Annotated in this window: 20 protein-coding genes; 7 read left to right on the top strand and 13 right to left on the bottom strand. The window is 74.7% G+C overall.

Annotated elements, in window-relative coordinates; genetic code table 11:
* Positions 1 to 29: 29 nt before the first annotated feature.
* From WD794_16860 to WD794_16840, 5 genes are all read right to left on the bottom strand, one after another.
* Complete coding sequence (locus WD794_16860; GenBank protein ID MEX2291984.1) at positions 30 to 2,723, bottom strand: GNAT family N-acetyltransferase; 2,694 nt, start codon at positions 2,721 to 2,723, stop codon at positions 30 to 32.
* 34 nt (positions 2,724 to 2,757) lie between these two features.
* Entirely contained in the window at positions 2,758 to 3,705 is a 948-nt protein-coding gene (locus WD794_16855) for a VWA domain-containing protein (protein ID MEX2291983.1), read from the bottom strand.
* The gene (locus tag WD794_16850; GenBank protein MEX2291982.1) at positions 3,702 to 4,649 is read right to left on the bottom strand and encodes a DUF58 domain-containing protein; all 948 of its coding nucleotides are present in this window, start codon (positions 4,647 to 4,649) and stop codon (positions 3,702 to 3,704) included. Before WD794_16850 ends, WD794_16855 begins: the two co-directional genes overlap by 4 nt.
* Positions 4,646 to 5,668 carry a MoxR family ATPase gene (locus WD794_16845; GenBank protein ID MEX2291981.1) on the bottom strand — a complete coding sequence of 341 codons (1,023 nt, stop codon included), beginning with the start codon at positions 5,666 to 5,668 and terminating at the stop codon, positions 4,646 to 4,648. The genes WD794_16850 and WD794_16845 overlap by 4 nt, the downstream gene beginning before the upstream one ends.
* Before the next feature lie 149 nt (positions 5,669 to 5,817).
* Complete coding sequence (locus WD794_16840) at positions 5,818 to 6,123, bottom strand: WhiB family transcriptional regulator (protein MEX2291980.1); 306 nt, start codon at positions 6,121 to 6,123, stop codon at positions 5,818 to 5,820.
* A 63-nt stretch (positions 6,124 to 6,186) separates the two neighbouring features.
* Between WD794_16840 and WD794_16835 the strand changes: the two genes are divergently transcribed.
* Together WD794_16835 and WD794_16830 are read left to right on the top strand one after the other, a co-directional pair.
* Positions 6,187 to 6,543, top strand: a complete 357-nt coding sequence (locus tag WD794_16835) for a BlaI/MecI/CopY family transcriptional regulator (protein ID MEX2291979.1) — start codon at positions 6,187 to 6,189, stop codon at positions 6,541 to 6,543.
* A complete protein-coding gene (locus WD794_16830) occupies positions 6,543 to 7,460 on the top strand; it encodes a M56 family metallopeptidase (protein ID MEX2291978.1) in 918 nt (305 codons plus the stop codon). The genes WD794_16835 and WD794_16830 overlap by 1 nt, the downstream gene beginning before the upstream one ends.
* A 4-nt stretch (positions 7,461 to 7,464) precedes the next feature.
* Here WD794_16830 and WD794_16825 read toward each other — a convergent pair whose 3' ends face one another.
* From WD794_16825 to WD794_16815, 3 genes are read right to left on the bottom strand one after another with little or no spacing between them, the layout of a single operon-like run.
* The gene (locus tag WD794_16825) at positions 7,465 to 7,911 is read right to left on the bottom strand and encodes a hypothetical protein (protein ID MEX2291977.1); all 447 of its coding nucleotides are present in this window, start codon (positions 7,909 to 7,911) and stop codon (positions 7,465 to 7,467) included.
* 12 nt (positions 7,912 to 7,923) lie between these two features.
* Positions 7,924 to 8,727 carry an RNA methyltransferase gene (locus WD794_16820; GenBank protein ID MEX2291976.1) on the bottom strand — a complete coding sequence of 268 codons (804 nt, stop codon included), beginning with the start codon at positions 8,725 to 8,727 and terminating at the stop codon, positions 7,924 to 7,926.
* Positions 8,720 to 9,781: an NADH:flavin oxidoreductase/NADH oxidase gene (locus WD794_16815; GenBank protein MEX2291975.1), complete on the bottom strand. Its 1,062-nt coding sequence runs from the start codon at positions 9,779 to 9,781 to the stop codon at positions 8,720 to 8,722. Before WD794_16815 ends, WD794_16820 begins: the two co-directional genes overlap by 8 nt.
* Positions 9,782 to 9,879: 98 nt before the next feature.
* On the opposite strand from WD794_16815, the gene WD794_16810 reads away from it, so the two are divergent.
* Together WD794_16810 and WD794_16805 are read left to right on the top strand one after the other, a co-directional pair.
* Positions 9,880 to 10,092, top strand: a complete 213-nt coding sequence (locus WD794_16810; GenBank protein ID MEX2291974.1) for a hypothetical protein — start codon at positions 9,880 to 9,882, stop codon at positions 10,090 to 10,092.
* Between the two features lie 6 nt (positions 10,093 to 10,098).
* Positions 10,099 to 10,374 carry a hypothetical protein gene (locus WD794_16805; protein ID MEX2291973.1) on the top strand — a complete coding sequence of 92 codons (276 nt, stop codon included), beginning with the start codon at positions 10,099 to 10,101 and terminating at the stop codon, positions 10,372 to 10,374.
* On the opposite strand, the gene WD794_16800 is transcribed toward WD794_16805, so the two are convergent.
* Positions 10,371 to 12,101, bottom strand: a complete 1,731-nt coding sequence (locus WD794_16800; GenBank protein ID MEX2291972.1) for a DEAD/DEAH box helicase family protein — start codon at positions 12,099 to 12,101, stop codon at positions 10,371 to 10,373. The genes WD794_16805 and WD794_16800 overlap by 4 nt on opposite strands.
* Before the next feature lie 68 nt (positions 12,102 to 12,169).
* Positions 12,170 to 12,991 carry a DUF3097 domain-containing protein gene (locus tag WD794_16795; protein ID MEX2291971.1) on the bottom strand — a complete coding sequence of 274 codons (822 nt, stop codon included), beginning with the start codon at positions 12,989 to 12,991 and terminating at the stop codon, positions 12,170 to 12,172.
* A gap of 87 nt (positions 12,992 to 13,078) precedes the next feature.
* Here WD794_16795 and WD794_16790 point away from each other — a divergent pair, with 87 nt between their 5' ends.
* A complete protein-coding gene (locus WD794_16790) occupies positions 13,079 to 13,873 on the top strand; it encodes a hypothetical protein (protein ID MEX2291970.1) in 795 nt (264 codons plus the stop codon).
* Entirely contained in the window at positions 13,870 to 15,045 is a 1,176-nt protein-coding gene (serB, locus tag WD794_16785; GenBank protein MEX2291969.1) for a phosphoserine phosphatase SerB, read from the top strand. Before WD794_16790 ends, serB begins: the two co-directional genes overlap by 4 nt.
* A 19-nt stretch (positions 15,046 to 15,064) precedes the next feature.
* Here serB and WD794_16780 read toward each other — a convergent pair whose 3' ends face one another.
* Genes WD794_16780 through WD794_16770 form a run of 3 tightly spaced genes read right to left on the bottom strand, consistent with a single transcriptional unit; the run spans position 15,065 to position 18,085 of the window.
* Positions 15,065 to 16,609 carry an alpha-amylase family glycosyl hydrolase gene (locus tag WD794_16780; GenBank protein ID MEX2291968.1) on the bottom strand — a complete coding sequence of 515 codons (1,545 nt, stop codon included), beginning with the start codon at positions 16,607 to 16,609 and terminating at the stop codon, positions 15,065 to 15,067.
* A 10-nt stretch (positions 16,610 to 16,619) separates the two neighbouring features.
* Positions 16,620 to 17,660 carry a ferrochelatase gene (gene hemH, locus WD794_16775; GenBank protein MEX2291967.1) on the bottom strand — a complete coding sequence of 347 codons (1,041 nt, stop codon included), beginning with the start codon at positions 17,658 to 17,660 and terminating at the stop codon, positions 16,620 to 16,622.
* 23 nt (positions 17,661 to 17,683) lie between these two features.
* Entirely contained in the window at positions 17,684 to 18,085 is a 402-nt protein-coding gene (locus WD794_16770) for a hypothetical protein (GenBank protein MEX2291966.1), read from the bottom strand.
* A 139-nt stretch (positions 18,086 to 18,224) separates the two neighbouring features.
* Between WD794_16770 and WD794_16765 the strand changes: the two genes are divergently transcribed.
* Complete coding sequence (locus tag WD794_16765) at positions 18,225 to 18,938, top strand: hypothetical protein (protein MEX2291965.1); 714 nt, start codon at positions 18,225 to 18,227, stop codon at positions 18,936 to 18,938.
* Positions 18,939 to 18,959 lie beyond the last annotated feature (21 nt).

Below are 18,959 nucleotides of genomic sequence, written 5' to 3'. Positions count from 1 at the left end.
GGTAGCCCCCTCAGCGATCGACAGTGTCGTCACAGCACGGCGTAGGACGCACCCAGCCGGCGCGGCCCCCGCTCGGGGTCGCTGCCCGGCGGCAGCAGCCGCAGGCCGGCGTGCAGCGCCACCGCACCGGACCGCTGCACGAGCACCGGGTCGAGCACCAGCTCGGCCACCTCGGGCAACTCCTCGCCGATCCGGGCGACCCGCAGCAGCAGCTCCTCGAGGGCGCCGGTGTCGGCCGGCTCGCCGGACACGACCCCCGTCAGCAGCTCATAGCCACGGATCGCCCGGACCAGGTCGGCCGCGTCACGGTCGGTGAGGGGGAGCGTGCGGGTCACGGGGTCGACGAGCAGGTCGACCGCCACCCCACCCAGGCGCAGCGACAGCAGCGGCCCGGCCGAGGGATCCTGCACCAGCCGCACGACGGTCGAGACGCCGGGCTGCGCCATCGACTGCACGAAGGCCGCACCCTGCCCCGCCACCGCCTGCACCGCCTTCCAGGCCGCCCGCAGGGCGTGCTCGTCGGCCAGGCCCAGCCGCACCGCCCCGACGTCCAGCCGGTTGCGCCAGCGCTCGTCGGCGGCCTTGAGTGCGACCGGCCAGCCCAGCCGGGTCGCGGCCTGGACCGCCTCCTCGACGCCGTTCACCAGTGCGGACGGCCACGGGTCGATGCCGGCGTGGGCCAGCACCGTCGCCGCCTGCCCCTGGCTGAGCCAGCTGCCGTCGGTCGGCAGCCCAGCCAGCGCGCGCCGCGCGGCGCGGGTGTCGACCCGCGGCAGGTCCGGCACCTCCCCCTCCGGTCGGGCCCGCCACTGCGCGTAGGTGACCACCCGGGACAGCGCCAGCGCGGCCGACTCCGGCGAGGCGTACGACGGCACCGACCCTCGTACGGGTGCGCCGTGCTCGCCGAGGACGGCCAGCGCAGGCGGCACACCGTCGACCCCGAGGAAGCTGGCCAGCACCGGCAGCGGCCCCGCTCCCGCCTCGCGCAGCACGGCCCCGAGTTCGTCGGCCGCCGCCGAGCGGTCCCGCCCGTGCGGCGGCGGCACCACCACGGCCAGCACCGCGTCCACCTCACCACTGCCGAGCACGAGCTCGAGGGCGCGGCGCAGCTCGTCGGCGCCGGCGAAGGGGCCGAGGTCGAGCGGGTTGCCGGTCCCGGCCGCGGCGGTGAGGGCGGTCAGCCGGTCCCGCACGTCCTGCGCCAGGGCGGGCACCTCGAGCCCGGCCTCGCGGCAGGCGTCGGCGGCCATCGACGCGAGCGCCCAGGAGTTGGCGACGATGCCGACCCGCCGGCCGGCCGGCAGTGGCTGCAGGGCGAACAGCTGGGCCGTGGTGAACAGCTGGCCCAGTGAGCGCACCCGCACCACCCCGGCTGAGGCGAACAGCGCGTCGAGGGCCACGTCGCCGGGACCGTGCCCGCTCTTGAGGGCCACCACCGGCTTGGTCCGGCCGAGCCGCCGGGCGATGCGGGTGAACTTGCGGGGATTGCCGAAGCCCTGGAGGTGGAGCATGACCACGTCGGTCCGCGGGTCGGCCTGCCAGTGCTGCAGCAGGTCGTTGCCGGAGACGTCCGCGCGGTCGCCGATGGAGACGAAGGCCGACAACCCGAGGGAGCGGCGCTCGGCCTCGGCCAGGAAGGTGCCGGCCAGGGCGCCGGACTGCGACAGCACCCCGACCCGGCCGACGGGCGGGGCACCGCCGGCGAAGGTCGCGTGCAGGCGCACCTCGGGGTCGGTGTTGACCAGACCCATCGCGTTCGGGCCGATCAGGCGCATCCCTCCCGCCCGGGCGAGCCGGACCAGCTCCTCGAGCCGGGCCCGCCCCTCGGGCCCGGCGTCGGCGAAGCCGCCGGACACCACGACCAGACCGCGTACCCGCTTGGCTGCGCAGGCGCGTACGACGTCGGCCACCTCGGCCGCGGGCACGGCGATGACCGCGAGGTCCACCGCGTCGGGCACCGCGCGCACGTCGGCGTAGGCGCGCACCCCCGACACGTGCGTGGCCGCGGGGTTGACCGGATAGACGGGACCCTCGAAACCGTGGCTCAGCAGGGACCTGAGCAGCTCGTGCCCGGGTGCGCCGACCTCGCGGGAGGCGCCGATGACGGCGACGGAACGCGGCGCGAGCATCCGCTGCACCGACCGGGCCTCGGCCCGATGCTCGCGCGCACGCATCACCTCGAGCGAGGTCCCGGTCTGCCGGATCGGGAACGCCAGCTCGACGTAGCCGTCGGCCAGCTCCCGGCGCAGCTCGTAGCCGGCGCTGCGGAAGACGCTGAGCATCGGCCGGTTGTTCGGCAGGACGTCGGCGACGAAGCGCTCCAGCCCGCGCTCGCGGGCCGCGGCGGCCAGGTGCTCCAGCAGGATCGCGCCGAGACCGCGGCCCTGGTGCGCGTCCTCGACCACGAAGGCGACCTCACCGTCGGAGCGGCCCGGCAGCCGGTCGTAGCGGACCACGCCGATGATCTCGTCGTTCAGCGTGGCGACCAGTGCGGCCCGGTCGCCGTGGTCGACCTGCGTGAAGCGCGCGACATCCCGGTCGGCCAGCGTCGGGCGGTAGGCGAAGAAGCGGTTGTAGACCGTCTCCTTGGACAGCCGGGCGTGGAAGGCACGCAGCAGGTCGGCGTCCTCGGGCCGGATCGGCCGCAGGTGGGCGGTGCCGCCGTCGGTGAGGACGACGTCGGCCTCCCAGTGACGCGGGTAGGGCAACGGGTCGCGGAGCACCCGACGATCCTGCCCGACGACGCGGCCCGCATCCCTACGGCAGTCGGGCGCCCCAGACCAGGGAGGCGACAGCGGCCCCGAGCCCGAGGGCCAGAGCCAGCCCGGTCACGGCGGCCGTCACCTCACGCCGCTCGGTCGTCGTGCCGACCTGGTTGCCGATGTCGTCGTAGACGGCGCTCAGCTCCTCGCCGCTCTCGGCGGTGAACGAGGACCCGCCGGTGTCGGCGGCCAGCTGCGCAAGCGCCGGCACGTCGACCGGCACGGGAATCAGCTCACCTTGTACCTGGACGACACCGTTCGGCGTGCCGTACGCGATCGTCGAGACGGGCACACCGGCCTCCAGCGCGGCCCGCGCGGCGTCCGCCACCTCCCGGCCGACGGTGTTGGTGCCGTCACTGAGCAGGACGATCCGTGCCGGTGGCGGCTCCTGGCCCGGCTCGCCCGGCACGGCGCGGACGGCCTGGAGGGAGGTGAAGACCGCTTCGCCGATCGCCGTGCTCGGCCCGAGCCGGAGCGACTGGACGGCCCGCACGACCAGCTCGTGGTCCTGCGTGGCCGGCACGACCACGCTGGCCGTTCCGCTGAAGGACACCAGCGCGACGTCGAAGGCGTCCGGCAGGCCCTGGACGAAGGACACCGCCGATGCCTGGGCAGCGGACAGCCGGTCCGGTGCGACGTCCGTGGCCTGCATCGAGATGGAGGTGTCCAGGGCGACGACGACGGTTGCCCGTTCACGTGGCACCTGCACGTCGGCCTGCGGTCGCGCGAAGGCGGTGGTGAGCGCGACCAGCGACAGCAGCAGCAGTCCGGCCGGGACGTGCCGCCGCCAGGCGGCACTCCTCGGCACCAGGGAGGCGAGCAGGTCCAGCTCGGTGAAGCGCACGGCGTAGGTCGGGCGGCGCCGCTGCAGGACGACGTAGGCGACGAGCAGGGCGAGGATCGCGAGCAGCAGCCAGAGCCGCTGAGGTGCAAGGAAGCTCATCGGGCCGGTCGCCCCGCCGCCCGGGTCCGGCGGCGCGCCGCCAGGTAGCCGGCCAGGGCGACCAGCCAGTCCCGGTCCGTGCGCAGCACGACGTGCCCCGCCCCGGCGCGGCGGACGGTCGCGGCGTGCCGGGCGCGGCGGGCGGCGGTCGCCTCGGCGTAGCGCTCGCGCAGCCGGCGGCTGGCGGTCTGCACCTCCAGCGAACGGCCGGTCTCCGGGTCGACCAGGCGCAGCACGCCGACGGACGGGAGCTCGAGCTCGCGTGGGTCGACCACCTCGGCCACCACGACGTCGTGCCGGCGGCCGAGCTCGCGCAGCGGCGGCCCCCACGAGGGCTCCTGCCCGCCGGGCCCCGGCACCAACAGGTCGCTCACCACGACCACCAGGCCGCGGCGCCGCGCCGGTGCCGCCACCGACCGCAGCCCGTCGGCCAGCGAGGGGCCGGCACCGTCGACCGGACGGGTCGTCTGCAGGACGTGCAGCAGCGCCAGCGAGGCCAGCCGGCCGGGTCGCGCAGGCACCCGCCGCACGGTGTCGGACAGCACGACGGCGCCGAGGCGGTCGCCGGGGCCGCCGGCGAGGTGACCGAAGGCCGCGGCCAGTGCCACCGCCACCTCACGCTTCTCGGTGCGGGCGGTGCCGAACGACATCGAGGCGGTCAGGTCCACCACCAGCGTCGTCTCGAGCTCCCGCTCCGAAATGGCCTGACGGACGTGTGCCTCGCCGGTCCGGGCGGTGACGGCCCAGTCGATCCGGCGCACGTCGTCGCCCGGCACATAGCTGCGTGCCTCCGCCGGCTCGGTGCCCGGACCGGGCAGGTAGCCCAGGTGGTCGCCCTGCAGCAGCCCGTCCAGTCGCCGGGCCACCTGCAGCGACAGCCGGCGGACGGAGCTCCCGGTGGCGACCGGCGCCGGTGGCAGTGCTGGTGCGGCGCGCGGCGTCACGCCACCCCTTCTCCGGAGCGGAAGTGCTGCGACGCCTGCTGGGACGGCGCGACCTGCGGCGGGTCCACCGCCTCCAGAACCTGCTCCACGAGCCGGGTCGCGGGCACCTCGTCGGCCAGTGCCTCATACGTCAGCACCAGCCGGTGGGACAGCACGTCGACGGCCAGGTCGGCCACGTCGACGGGCAGGACGTAGTCGCGACCGCGCAGGACGGCCAGCGCCTTGGCACCCTGCACGAGCCCGAGGCTGCCGCGCGGCGACGCCCCGTGCGCGAGCATCGGCCGCAGCGCGGGCAGGCCCCAGAGTTCCGGCTCACGGGTCGCCATCACGAGCCGGACGGCGTACTCGGCGACGGCGTGGTGGACGAAGACGCCGTCGACGGCGCTCTGCAGGCCGACCAGCTCGTCGAGCGAGAGCACCTGCTCGGCGCGCGGCGGCGAGACCGCCATCCGCCGGACGATCTCCATCTCCTCGGCCATCGACGGGTGCCCCACCGTCACCTTCATGAGGAAGCGGTCACGCTGTGCCTCGGGCAGCGGGTAGACGCCCTCGGACTCGATCGGGTTCTGGGTCGCCAGCACCAGGAAGGGCGTCGGCAGCCGGTGAGTCACCCCGCCGATGGAGACCTGCCGCTCGGCCATCACCTCGAGCAGCGCCGACTGCACCTTGGCCGGCGCCCGGTTGATCTCGTCGGCCAGGACCAGGTTGGCGAAGACCGGACCGAGCTCGACGTCGAAGGATTCCCGCGAGGCGCGGTAGATCCTGGTCCCGAGGATGTCGCTGGGAACGAGGTCCGGGGTGAACTGCAGCCGTACCGACGAGCCACCGACGACCACGGCGAGCGTCTCCACGGCCAGGCTCTTCGCGACTCCCGGGACGCCCTCGAGCAGGCAGTGGCCGCGGGACAGCAGCGCCACCGCCATCCGCTCGACCATGCGGTCCTGCCCGACGACGACCTTCTTGACCTCGAACAGCGCCCGCTCCAGCAGCGCCCCCGCGTCGGCGACCGCCACGGTCACCGGCTGCCCTGCAGTGCGCGTCGCCGCCACGTCGTCTCCCTCTGTCGGTTGCCCCACTGTTGCGTACGAGCCGACAGCCTGCCTGCGCGGCGGTGAAGCGGGCGTGAGCCCGCCCGAGATGAGGCGACCGGGGACGGGACGGCCGCGCCTCAGCGCTTGCGGACCGGCCGCGGCCCGTAGAGCAGCTCCTCGCGTTCGCCCTCGGACAGCCCGCCCCACACGCCGTAGGGCTCGACGCTGGTCAGCGCGTGCTCGAGGCACTCCCGCCTGACCGGACAGGCGGCGCAGACGGACTTGGCCGCTGCCTCTCGTTCGCTCCGGATCGGCTCGCGTTCGCCGTGTGGGTGGAAGAACAGGTCGTCGCGGCCGCGGCAGCGGGCGGCCAGCTGCCACTCCCAGCGCCAGGTCTGTGCACCGGGTGGACGCGCGGTGCCGAGCAGGTCGGGCACGGGCATCTCCTTCGCGAGCGGGTGCACCCATCATCTCCGACGCGGTGTAGAAGTTCGACCGGTCGTAGTATGACATCGATGACACGTCCGGGAGACCTCGAGCGCGCGGCGATGGAGGCGGTCTGGGAGGCCGGACCGTCGACCGCCCGGCAGGTCGCGGACCGGCTCGCGGAGCGCGGTCTGGCCTACACGACCTGGCTGACCGTCCTCGGTCGGCTCGAGGCGAAGGGCCTGCTGCGCCGTGAGCGGCGGGGCCGGGCGCACATCTACGCCGCGGTCGCCACCCGCGAGGACCACATCGCGGTCCTGATGCAGTCCGCGCTGGGGCAGGCCGACGATCGCGAGGCCGCTCTGCAGCACTTCGTCCGCACCGTGAGCCCGGCCGAGGCCGAGGCGCTGCGCCGGGCCCTCGAGGGCCGCGGCTAGTGCTCTTCGCGGCAGCGGTGCTGACGCTCTGCCTCCTGCTGCTCGCCGTCGTCGTCCCCGAGCGGCTGGCACGGGCGTCCTGGGCCGGCCGCTCCCCCGGACTGGCCCTGCTGCTGTGGCAGGCCCTCGGCCTGGCCGGCGGACTGCTCGCGATCGAGGTGGCGGTCACCCTCGCGCTCTCCCCTGCGGGACCCACGCACCTGGACGCCGTCCGGGCCCTGGCTGCCGGCACCGCCTCCGGGCTGCCGGTGTGGTCCTACGTCGCGCTGGCGGTGGGTGCGCTCGTGCTCCTGCGCCTGCTGTCGGTGCTGGTCGCCTCCACCGCCCGGACCCTGCGAGCCCGCCGCCACCACCGCGTCCTGGTGGACATGGTCGCCACCCGCAACCCGCTGCTGGCCGACACCCGGGTCCTCGAGCACACGGTGCCGGTGGCGTACTGCCTGCCCGGACTCCGGCCGCGCGTGGTGCTCTCCAGCGGTGTCCTGGCGCTGCTGCGCGACGACGAGGTGCGGGCGGTCCTGGCGCACGAGGCTGCCCACGTGGAGCAGCGGCACGACGTCGTCGTCCTGCCGTTCGTCGCGCTACGGGCCACCTTTCCGGGCCTGCGGGGGGTACGCACCGCCCAGGCCGAGGTGGCCCTGCTGGTCGAGATGCTGGCCGACGACCGGGCCGTCCGGCGGCACCCCCGCGACGTGCTGGCCCGGGCGCTCTACAAGGTCGGTGCCGGCGCCGTGCCCGCGGGCGCGCTCGGCGTCGCGGGCGCCGGACACGGCGCCGTCCTCGTCCGGGCCCAGCGGCTGTTGCACCCGACCGGGCCGCTCGGGCTGCGGTTTCGGCTGGCGATCCTCGCCGCGACCGCGGTCGTGCTGGGCCTGGCACCGCTGGGTCTGCTGCTGCCGATGCTGGTGGGGCGGTGACCCGTCATGACGACGAGCGTGAGATGGCGTCGGCGCAGGAGTCGAGGCCGTAGTCCCGCAGGTACTCGAGGTCGACGTCACCGGCGTCCGGCACCTGCTTGAGCAGCGGCAGCAGCTTGGAGGTGTTGCCGGCCGCCTGCACCTTCTCGGAGAAGTCCTGGCCCTCCTCCACCACCTCCGCGAACGGTCGGAGCACCCGCTCCTCGAGCTCGGCACGGTCGTCCGCGGGCGGCTCCAAGGCCGCCAGCTCGGCCTGCGCCCGCGAGGCGATCTGCACGACCTGCTCGACGTACGGCGCGAACTCATCGGTCCCGGCAGGTCGCTTCAGCGCCTCGGTCTCCTCGGCCGCTCGCTCGCAGACGGCGGAGGCCTGCTCGACGTAGGCGTCCTTCTCACTCCCTCCGCAGCCGGCGAGCAGGAGGGTCATGGACAGCAGCAGCAGGCGTCTCATCCGCCCACTGTGTCAGGATCGGCGGCCGATTGCCCAGAAGGCCACGGCCGCAGCCGACCCGACGTTGAGCGAGTCCACGCCCGCGGCCATCGGAATGCGCACCCGCTCGTCGCTGGCGGCCAGCACCTGCTCGGTCAGCCCGGGGCCTTCGGCGCCGAGCACCAGCGCCACCTTCTCGTCGTCGCCCACCCGCAGCGAGTCGAGGTCGGTGGCCGTCGGCTCCGGAGTGAGCGCGAGCACCCGGAAGCCGGCGGCGCGCACGTCCGAGATGCCGTCGGGCCAGCGCTGCAGGAACGCGTACGGGACCGAGAACACCTGCCCCATCGACACCCTCACCGAGCGCCGGTAGAGCGGGTCGCACGACGTCGGGCTCAGCAGGACGGCGTCCATACCCAGCGCCGCGGCGCTGCGGAAGACCGCACCCAGATTGGTGTGGTTGGTGACGGCCTCCATCACGACCACGCGCGACGCGCCGGCCAGCACGTCGGCCGCCGACCGCGGCGGCAGCCGTCCGAAGGAGGCGAGGGCGCCACGATGGACGTGGAAGCCGGTCGCTGCCTGGAGCACGGCGTACGACGCGACGTAGACCGGGCAGCCCAACGCGGCGACCGCGGGCGAGAGGTCGGCGAGGCGCTGCGGCGAGACCAGCAGCGACCGCGGAGGGAAGCCGGCGGCGGCGGTGCGGGCGATGACCTTCTCGCCCTCGGCGATGAAGAAGCCGGCGCCCGGCTCGTGCCTCATCCGCCTCGCGCCGTCGGTGAGCCCGACGTAGTCCGCGATCCGCGGGTCGTCCGCAGCCTCGACCGGCTCAGGCAAGCCGGGCCCGTTCGTACTGCACCGGCCAGTCCGTCTCGGCCCCCAGAGCGGTCGCGGCCCGCAGCGGCCAGTGCGGGTCGCGCAGCAGCTCCCGGGCGAGCAGCACCACGTCGGCGTGGCCCTCGGCCAGCACCTGCTCGGCCTGCGCCGGATCGGTGATCAGCCCGACCGCCGCCGTGGGGACACCGGCGCCGCTGCGCACCGCCGAGGCGAAGGGCACCTGGTAGCCGGGGACCGCGGGGATCTCGGCGAGGACGTTTCCTCCCGAGGAGCAGTCGACGAGGTCGACCCCTCGGCTCACGGCCTCCTTGGCGAGCACGACCGACTCCTCCAGCGTCCAGCCGCCCTCCACCCAGTCACTGCCCGAGAGCCGCAGCACCAGCGGCTGATCGGCCGGCCACACCGCGCGCACGTCCTCGACCACCTCGAGGGTCAGCCGCATCCGGCCGGCCAGGTCGCCGCCGTACCCGTCGGTGCGGTCGTTGGACAGCGGCGAGAGGAACTCGTGCAGCAGGTAGCCGTGTGCGGCGTGCACCTCGACCACGTCGAATCCGGCGGTGAGGGCACGCCTGGCGGCTGCGACGAAGTCGGCGCGCACCTTCGCGATGCCCGCCTCGTCCAGCGCGGCCGGCTCGGCCAATCCCGGAAAGGCGAGGGTGGAGGGACCGAGGGGGGTCCAGCCGCCCTCTTCGGGAGGCACGGGACCGCGGCCCTCCCAGGGTCGGTGCGCGCTCCCCTTGCGCCCGGCGTGCGCCAGCTGGATCCCGGCCAGGGCTCCCTGCTCCTGCACGAACGCGGCGATGCGGGCCCACGCCCGGGCCTGGCCGTCGTTCCAGATGCCGGTGTCCTGCGGGCTGATCCGGCCCTCGGGGCTGATGGCGGTGGCCTCGGTGAAGACCAGCCCGGCACCGCCGACGGCGCGCGCCCCGAGGTGGACCAGGTGCCAGTCTCCAGGCATCCCGTCCACCGCGGAGTACTGGCACATCGGGGACACCCAGATGCGGTTGCGGGCGGTGCGGCCGCGCAGGGTCAGGGGCTCGAACAGTCGGCTCATGGCAGGGGCAACTATCACCCGGGCGCGGTGTGTTCCGACCGGCGGCCGCCGGTAGGCTGGCTGCGCGCACGCCTCGACCGACTACGCGGAGGATCCTCATGGCCGACCTCGGCAACAGCTCCCAGGCCGGCACGGCCGACAAGCACAAGCTCACCTCCTGGATCACGGTCCTGCTGCTCATCGCGTCCAGCATCGTGCTCGGCTTCGCCTTCGTCCTGGAGTCGGTACCGCTGGCCGTGGTCGGTGCGCTGCTCGGCCTGGCCGGTGTGGTCCTCGGCGTGATCGGCAAGATCATGGACGACGTGCACTAGGTCGCGGTGACGACGCCGGAGAGTCGGGCCGCCACCGCGGCCGCGGTGGGCGCCCTCACCGACTTCCTCGTCGAGATGGACGCCGGGTCGGCCCGTTCGGTGGGGCACTACCTGCAGCAGTTGGTCGACGAGGACGGCGTCGGTGCACTGGCCCAGGGCTACTACGGCCTGCTCAACCTCTGCGCGCTGCTGCTGCCGATGGCCGCCGCCCAGGAGGACCTTTCGCCGCTCGAGCTGCTCAGCCAGATCGGCCTTCTCGTCGCACGCGACCCCGACGCCTAACGCACGGTCTGCTCGAGCAGCCAGTCCCGTCGCGCCGTCAGCACCTCCACGGGCGCCGCCGCGGACGGCGGACCGGGCACCGCCTTGCGCACCCGTGCGTGCACCACACCGTGCGGTGCACCGCTGCGCGCCGCGAGCTGACCCACCAGGGTGTTGATCTCACGGCGCAGGTCACCCGCGGCCCGCCACGAGCGGGCGTCCACGTCGGCCTGGTCGAGCTCGGCTCCGGTCGGCGCCTCGTCCAGCCGGGTGCTCGAGGCGCGCTTGCGGTGCTCGGTGTCACGCCTGGCGAGCAGGGCCGCCGTCTGCTCCGCGGACAGCAACCCCGGCAGCCCGAGGAACTCCTCGTCCTCTCCGCTCAGCTGGACCGACGCCGCCACGGCGCGCCCGCCGTGCAGCACGTGCGCGAACTCCGCCTCGGCACCGAGCGCCTGCCAGCCGCCGACCAGAGTCTCGTCCTGCTCCCCGGGCGGCGGCAGCGGGTCGTACAGCTCCTCGCCGGTGGCGGCCGGCGGTGGCAGGACGTGGTTGCGCTCGCTCTCCAGCTCCGCCGCCAGGGCGAGCAGCGGCCGCACCGCCGGCAGGAAGACCGTCGCCGACTCCCCCGGCCGCCGGCTACGCACCACGCGCCCGACGGCCTGGGCGAAGAACAGCGGGGTGCGGTAGGAGGTCATCCAGGCCAGGCACGCCGCCCGGGGGACGTCGACCCCCTCGGAGATCATGCGTACGCACACCGCGAAGCGGTCGGTGCCCTCGGCGAAGGCGCTGATCCGGCGTGAGGCCTTCGGGTCGTCGGACAGGATCAGCGCGGGCCTGTGGCCGGTGACCCGCTTGACGATGGCGGCGTAGGCGCGCGCGTCGTCCTGGTCGCTGGCGAGCACCAGCCCTGCGGCGTCAGGCATTCCGGCCTCGCGCAGGTGGGTGAGGCGCTCGTCCATCGCGGCGATGACGTGGGGCACCCACTCGCCACCGGGGTCCAAGGCGGTGCGCCAGGCGGTGGCCTCGACCGACTTCGTGGACTCGCCGGTCAGAGACGCCGAAATCACCTCCCCCGCGCTGTTGCGCCAGCGGGAGACACCGGTGTAGGCCGCGAAGACGACCGGCCGCACCACGCCGTCGCGCAGCGCCTCGCGGTAGCCGTAGCCGTAGTCGGCGGTGCTGGCCAGCCCGCCCTCGCCGTCCGGCTCGTAGCGGACGAAGGGGATTCGCTCGTCCGGCCGGGTGCGAAAGGGGGTGCCGGTGAGCGAGATCCGCCGCTTGGCTCCGTCGAAGGCGTGCGCGACGGCCTCGCCCCAGGACAGCCCGTCGCCGGCATGGTGCACCTCGTCGAGCACCACGAGCGTGCGCTTCGCCCGGGTGCGGGCCTCGTGGATGGCCGGCCGCGCGGCCACCTGCGCGTAGGTCGTGACGTAGCCCTGCAGGTCGGGGCGGACCGGCCCGACGTTGTTGGGCAGCGTCGGGTCCAGGCCGATGCCGGAGGCGAGCGCCGCCTCGGCCCACTGCGTGCGCAGGTGGTCGGTCGGGCAGACCACCACGACCCGGTCGACCACCCGGGTCCCGAGCAGTTCGCCGGCCAACGACAGCGCGAAGGCCGTCTTGCCGGAGCCCGGCGTCGCGGTGACCAGGAAGTCGGTGGCAGCGGCCTCCCGGTAGGCCTGCAGCGCCTCGCGCTGCCAGGCACGCAGCGGCCGGCTGGACGGGGCCGCCGAGGTCAGGGGTGCGGTCACGGAACTCTCTGTCGGGACGGGCCAGGCGGTGTGCGGCAGGGATGTGTGGGCAGGGATGTGTGGGCAGGTTAGTCGGCGGTCGCCGACGGGGCGGTCACGAAGTCGATGAGCATCTCCACCGAGCGCAGGATCGGCACCTCGAGGTCGGCGTAGGAGTCGACGGCGGCCAGCACCCGTTTCCAGCCCTGCCACGGCTGCCCCCAGCCGAGGGCTGCGCAGACGCCCTCCTTCCACGGCTGGCCCCGGGGGACCGTGGGCCAGCGGGCGATGCCTACCGCAGCGGGCTTCACGGCCTGCCACACGTCGACGTAGGGGTGGCCGGTGACCAGGACGTGCGGCGAGGTGACGCGGGCCACGATCCGGCTCTCCTTGCTGCCGGCGACCAGGTGGTCGACCAGCACACCGAGGCGCCGGGACGGGCCGGGGCCGAAGGAGCGCACGAGGGAGGGCAGGTCGTCGACCCCCTCCAGCGGCTCGACCACGACGCCCTCGACCCGCAGGTCGTGCCCCCAGACCCGCTCGACCAGCTCGGCGTCATGGGTGCCCTCGACCCAGATGCGGCTGGCCTTGGCGACCTGCGCCGTCAGTTCCTGCACGGCCACCGAGCCGGAGGCGGTACGACGGGCGGTCGCCGGCGCGGCGGCCACCGGCCGGGTCAGGGTCACCGCGGCACCCTCGAGCAGGAACCCGGCCGGGTCGAGCGGAAAGACCCGCACCCTGCCGTGCCGGTCCTCGAGCGAAACGCGCTCCTTGTCGATCCCGACGACGGCGCCGCAGAAGCCGGTGCCGGCCTCCTCGACGACCAGCCCCGGCTCGGCGGCCACCGTCGGGACCACCCGCCGTGCGGGGCGGACGGTCAGGGCCGAGGCGTCGTACCGGCGGCTGCGCATCCCGTGACGCTAGGCCGCGCCGGGGCCGGCGGGTGGCAGCGACACGACGCCGTTCCCCCGGCGGGTCCGCGGCTAGGCTCGCGGCCCGTGTCCACCGTCGCGGGAGCCCCTCCGCGCAGCGCGCTGCTCGCCGCCTGGGGCAACGCCTGGCTGTCCGGCGACGCCGGTCTGCCCGAGCTGGTCGGGCGCGTCACGGCCTTCGACGACGCCCACCGCGTGGTCGGCCTGGCGGGCGAGGACCTGACCGTCGAGCGGGCGGTCGCGCGACTGCGCGCCGCCGGCGTCGTGCGGCTGCGCGTGGTGCTGCCCGCCCCCGGTGACGCGCTCGGCCTGCCTGGTCCCGGGCCGTTCAGCACCGCCGCGCTGACCGCCAGCGAGGGGGTGCTCGCCCTGCGGCCCGACGGCTCCGGGACCGGCCTGGTCCCGACGCTGGTGTCGCACGGCTCGGCCTTCGACGGCACCGTCACCACCGTGACCTGGACGGCGTACGACGTGGTCGTGCCGGGCCCCGACCCCGGGCCGTACCTGCACGACGCGGAGCACGACCTGCGGCGTGGGGTGGCCGAGTGTGTCGGGGTGCTGCGTGATCTCGACGTCGCGCGCTGGCGGCCGGAGGTCGCCGGGGCGCTGCAGGACCTGCGCCGGCAGGCGCGGCAGGGTGTCGACGAGGACGAGCTGCCGGGTGGCTACCCCCAGCGGGCCCGACAGCTGCTCGTCCAGGCACGGCAGCTGGCCGGGGTGCTGGAGCTGGCCAATGCGGACGACGGCGCCGCGATCGACACCCGCGAGGCGGCCGCCCGCGAGCAGGCGCTGCGCGAGCTCGCCGGGCTCGTGCGTCGGGCGCACGTCGCGGCCTACAACGCCTACGGGCAGGCGGGATGAGCCTGCTCCTGACGGTCACCGGCCCGGATCATCCGGGGGTCACGGCCGCCCTGTTCGACGTGCTGGCCGAGCGCGGCGCGGTGATCTCCGACGTCGAGCAGGTCGTGGTGCACGAGCGGCTGCTGCTCGGCGTCGCCGTCTCCGGCCCCGGCGACGGTGGCCTGCTGCGGGCGGCGCTGGAGGCGCGGGCCGGCGAGCTGTCGGTCGAGGTGGCGTTCACCCCGCTGGACGACGACGAGCCGCCGGTGCGGCACGGCCGCCACCACGTGACCGTGCTCGGCGCGCCGCTGGAACCGGCCGCCTTCGCCGCGGTCGCCCGGCGCCTCGCCGCCTGCGGCGCCAACATCGAGCGGGTGCTGCGGCTGTCGTCCTACCCGATCGCCGCCTACGAGCTGCTGGTCTCAGGTGGCGAGACCGCCCGGCTCAGGGCGGAGTTGGCGGCAGAGGCGGTGGCGCAACGGATCGACGTCGCCGTGGAGCAGGCGACGCTGTGGCGGCGGGCGCGCCGCCTGGTGGTGCTGGACGTCGACTCGACCCTGGTGCAGGGCGAGGTGATCGAGATGCTCGCGGCGCAGGCCGGCTGCGAGGCCGAGGTCGCCCGGATCACCGCGGCGGCGATGGCCGGCGAGCTGGACTTCGAGGCCTCGCTCCGGGCGCGCGTCGCGCTGCTCGAGGGGCTCCCGATGTCGGCGGTCGACGCGGTCCGGGCACAGGTGCGGCTCACCCCCGGCGGCCGGACCCTGGTGCGGACCCTCAAGCGCCTGGGTTGTGCGGTCGGCATCGTCAGCGGTGGGTTCACCTGCGTGACCGACGATCTGGTTGCCGAGCTGGGCTTGGACCATGCGATGTCGAACACCCTCGAGGTGGTCGACGGCAGGCTGACCGGCCGGGTGCTCGGCCGGGTGGTGGATCGCGCCCGCAAGGCGGAGGCGCTGCGCGAGTTCGCCGCCCTGCAGGGCGTCACGATGGCCCAGACGGTGGCGATCGGTGACGGCGCCAACGACCTGGACATGCTCGCGGCGGCCGGGCTCGGGATCGCCTTCAACGCCAAGCCGGTGGTGCGCGAGGCGGCCGACGCCGCGCTGTCGGTGCCGTTCCTGGACGCGGTGCTGTTCCTGCTCGGGGTTCCCCGCGAGGAGGTCGAGGCGGCCGACGCGGCGGACGGGCTCTGACCGCGCAGCCCTCCAGGCGCTAGCCGCGCAGCCAGACGGTGGAGGCGGCCGGCAGGACGAGCACCCGCCCGTCGGTCTCGGCACCCTCGGCGGTTGCCTCCAGCAGCTTTCCCTCCAGCTCCACCTGCACCGGCTCGCCGGCGGTGTTCAGGACCGCGAGCAGGGAGCCCCGCCGGAATGCGAGCAGGTCCGGCCCGAGTTCGAGGAACACGACGTCGCCGCCGAGGTCGTCCTGCAGCAGCGCCCTGCGGGCGGCCAGCAGCCGGCGGTAGGCCGACAGCGTCGAGGCCGGGTCGCGTCGCTGGACCTCGACGGCAAGCGCCGCGCTGTCCGCAGCGAACGGCAGCCACGGCTCGCCGGTGCTGAAACCGAAGCCGGGCTCGCAGGCCGACCACGGCATCGGTGTCCGGCAGCCGTCCCGCCCGGGCCGGGCGCCGCCGGTCCGCAGCCAGACCGGGTCCTGACGCCGGTCGTCCGGGACGTCGACCTCCTCCAGACCCAGCTCCTCGCCCTGGTAGAGGTAGTACGAGCCCGGGAGCGCGAGCAGCAGCGCCGTCACGGCCAGCCCCCGCCGCCGGCCCAGCTCGCCACCGCCGTAGCGGGACACGTGCCGTGGCAGGTCGTGGTTGGACAGGACCCAGGTGGCCGGGGTGAAGGCGACCAGGGCCCGCTCGACCACGTCACGCAGCGCCACAGCCCCCCACGGCGCCTTGAACACGGTGAAGTTGAAGGCCTGGTGCAGCCTGTCGTCGCCGACGTAGCAGGCGACCCGCGGCACGTCGTAGAGGAAGACCTCGCCGACCATCATCCGTTCGCCGTCGTAGCCGTCGAGCAGCCGGCGCCACTCGCGGTAGACCTCGAGCACCTCGTCGCGGTCCCAGATGTGGGCGTGGTCGTCGTCGTGCAGGCCGGCTGCCTGTCCGGCCGTCGGGTCGTCGGCCAGGTCCGGTCGCTTGTAGAGCGCGTGCGCCACGTCGATCCGGAAGCCGTCCACGCCGCGGTCCAGCCAGAAGCGCAGGATGCGCAGGAACTCCTCGTGCACGGTCCGGTCACCCCAGTCGAGGTCGGGCTGGCTGCTGTCGAACAGGTGCAGGTACCACTGCCCGGTCGTCTCGTCGCGGGTCCAGGCCGGCCCGCCGAACACGCTCTGCCAGTTGTTCGGCGGCTGGTCGCCGTGCCCGTCGCGGAACCAGTAGCGCCGCCGCATCGGCGACTGCGGGTCGGCCAGCGCCTCCCGGAACCAGGCGTGCCGGTCCGACGTGTGGTTCGGCACGACGTCGACGAGAACCCGCAGGCCGCTGGCGTGGGCGTCGGCCAGCAGCCGGTCGAAGGCGGCCAGGTCGCCGAACAGCGGGTCCACGTCGTAGTAGTCCGCCACGTCGTAGCCGTGGTCCCGCATCGGCGAGCGGTAGAAGGGCGTCAGCCATATCGCGTCGACGCCGAGATCGACCAGGTGCGGGAGTCGGGACCGGACGCCGGCGAGGTCACCGACCCCGTCCCCGTCGCTGTCGGCGTACGAGCGGATGTAGACCTCGTAGACGACCGCGTTGCGCCACCAGCTCACCGACGCGACGCTACCGGTGCGGCGGCGGTGGACAGCAGCTCCTCGGGCAGCGGTCGTGCGTCGCCAGGTCGCCGTGGGAGGCCAGCTCCGGCCCCTGGAGCCGCTCGACCACCAGGTCGCGCAGCATCGCCACGAACTGCGGGTCGGTACCGACCGTCGCGGCCCGCTTGACGACGAAGTCGGTGAGGTGCGAGACCTGCTGCTGCGCCTGCACATCCAGGTCATACAGCACCTCGACGTGGTCGCTGGTGAAGCCGATGGGGACCAGCACCACCTCGCGGACGCCCCGGGCGTGCAGAGCCCGCAGGTGGTCGCCGACGTCCGGCTCCAGCCAGGGCACGGACGGCGGGCCGCTGCGCGACTGGAAGACCAGGTCCCACGCGTACGGCCGCCCGAGCCGCCGCACGACCCCGGCCGCTGCCCGGCCCAGGGCTTCCACGTACGCACCGCCACTCGGTCCGCTCGTGTCGGCGAGGACGGTCGGGACGGAGTGGGCGGTGAACACCAGTCGGGCGTCCGGCGCAGGGACGACGGCCTGGACGTGGTGGGCCATCGGCGACAGGAAACCGTCCTCCGCCCAGTAGTGCCGCAGCTTGCTGACCAGTGGCGCGCCACGAATCTCGGCACGGGCCCGCTCCCAGTCCTCGCGGTACTGCCGGCAGCCGCTGTAGGACGGGAAGGCGCTCGTCACGATCGCGAGGGCGTGTCGCCGCCCGTCGTCTCGCAGCCGCGTCAGTGCCTCGGTCAGCAGGGGGTGCCAGTTGCGGTTGCCCCAGTAGACCGGCAGGTCCGGGCCCCGCTCGGCGAGCTCGGCCTCGAGCGCCGCCTTCAGCGCGCGCACCTGCGCGTTGATCGGGCTGACACCGCCGAAGGTGTCCAGGTAGTGCCGGGCGACCTGCTCGAGCCGCGCCGGCGGGATGTCGCGCCCGCGGGTGACGTTCTGCAGGAACGGCGTGACGTCCTGCGGCCCCTCGGGCCCGCCGAAGGAGACCAGCAGCAGGGCGTCCACCGGCGGCGGCAGGTTGCTGTCGCCGTCGGTCGCTGCGGTCACGTCCCGAGCCTGCCCCAGGAGGGCTACCGGCGGCGGAACGGGTCCGGCGTCGGTGGCAGGACCAGCGCCGCCCGAGGGCAGGTCGCCAGCGTGAGATCGGCGTACTGGAGGGCGTCGTCACACAGCCGCTCGACGGTCCAGCCCTGCGCGCGACCGTGCTCGGTGGTCGTGACCCGGTAGATGGTGATGTCGTACCTGCTGGGTGTGCCGTAGACCGCGGCGATCGTCCCCACCAGCTGCGAGGTCCCGCGGGTGCCACTGACACCGCTCCAGGCCGTGTCGTAGCGCTGCCAGACCCCGGAGCTGGCGCTCCACACGCCGCCGCGCGAGACGTCGCGGTTCTCCAGCTCGGCCAGGACCATCCGCGCGGCATGCTCGCCGAGCACCGCCGAGGGCCGGATCACGGTCGTCGCGTCGCCTGCCACCCCGACATCCTGCCCGCTTCGCGGTCGAAGAGCGCGGGTTCGCCCGATCGGAGCAGTTCCCTTCGGCGTCGACAGTCGTTGGACTCGGACAGGCCACCAGCGTTTCCGCTGGGGGCGCGCACCGCCGCAGGAGGCCCCCATGACCCGTCGGACGTCCACCACCCCCTGCCGCACCGTTTCTGTCGGCCTCGTGGCCGTGGCGCTCTCGCTGGGCGCCGGGCCGGCGTTCGCACAGGAGAGCCTGCCGCAGCTGACGACCGTGACGGACCCAACGGTCGAGGCGCTGCTTCCCGCTCCCTCGCCGAGCCCCTCCCCGACGCCCGACCCGGTCCTGTCCTCGCTGCCCGCACCCGTGCGAGCGGTCGTCGACGAGGTCGTCGAGGCCGTCCCCGTTCCCCTGCCCGGCAACCCGGTCACCGGCCCGGACCCGCAGCCGCAGCCGGCTCCGCGCCCCGGCGGCGGCACCCGGGCTGCGTCGGGCAGCGCACCCGTACCGGCACCTGCGCCGGCCACGGCCGAGCGCACGTCCGGCGGCAGCACGACCGCGGCAGGCGGCGGCAGCGGCCCGGCAGCGCCGGACGGGGCACCCTCGGCGCCCGCCGGTCGGGGGACGCTCGTCGCCCCGCCGCTCGGTCAGCCGATGCTGGCCGCCCCTCCCGCGTTCGAGTTCCCGGGGCTGTCGGTGCCGCAGGCCGCCCCGGAGACCCTCGTGCAGGGAACGGCGATGCCGTCGCGTCCCGCTGCCCCCGCCGGGCTGCCCGCACTGGTCGTGCTCGTCGCCGCGGTGGCGGTGGCCGCAGCCGCCGCCGGGCACCTGAACGAGCTGCGGGTGCGACGGGCCGCTGTCGGCTGACCCCGCACTGGTCCCTCCCGG

The sequence above is a fragment of the Mycobacteriales bacterium genome (assembly GCA_040902655.1).
Taxonomy (GTDB): Bacteria; Actinomycetota; Actinomycetes; order Mycobacteriales; family SCTD01; genus SCTD01.
The sequence above is the reverse complement of the archived record's forward strand: the minus strand, read 5'-3'. Positions and strand labels throughout refer to the sequence as shown.

Bases quoted from the DNA above. Each gene is read 5' to 3' on its own strand.
- WD794_16840 (MEX2291980.1), bottom strand. From the start codon at position 6,123: ATGCCCGTGCCCGACCTGCTCGGCACCGCGCGTCCACCCGGTGCACAG.
- WD794_16765 (MEX2291965.1), top strand. From the start codon at position 18,225: ATGACCCGTCGGACGTCCACCACCCCCTGCCGCACCGTTTCTGTCGGC.
- WD794_16810 (MEX2291974.1), top strand. From the start codon at position 9,880: ATGGCCGACCTCGGCAACAGCTCCCAGGCCGGCACGGCCGACAAGCAC.
- WD794_16795 (MEX2291971.1), bottom strand. From the start codon at position 12,991: ATGCGCAGCCGCCGGTACGACGCCTCGGCCCTGACCGTCCGCCCCGCA.
- serB (MEX2291969.1), top strand. From the start codon at position 13,870: ATGAGCCTGCTCCTGACGGTCACCGGCCCGGATCATCCGGGGGTCACG.
- WD794_16825 (MEX2291977.1), bottom strand. From the start codon at position 7,911: ATGAGACGCCTGCTGCTGCTGTCCATGACCCTCCTGCTCGCCGGCTGC.
- WD794_16815 (MEX2291975.1), bottom strand. From the start codon at position 9,781: ATGAGCCGACTGTTCGAGCCCCTGACCCTGCGCGGCCGCACCGCCCGC.
- WD794_16835 (MEX2291979.1), top strand. From the start codon at position 6,187: ATGACATCGATGACACGTCCGGGAGACCTCGAGCGCGCGGCGATGGAG.
- WD794_16855 (MEX2291983.1), bottom strand. From the start codon at position 3,705: ATGAGCTTCCTTGCACCTCAGCGGCTCTGGCTGCTGCTCGCGATCCTC.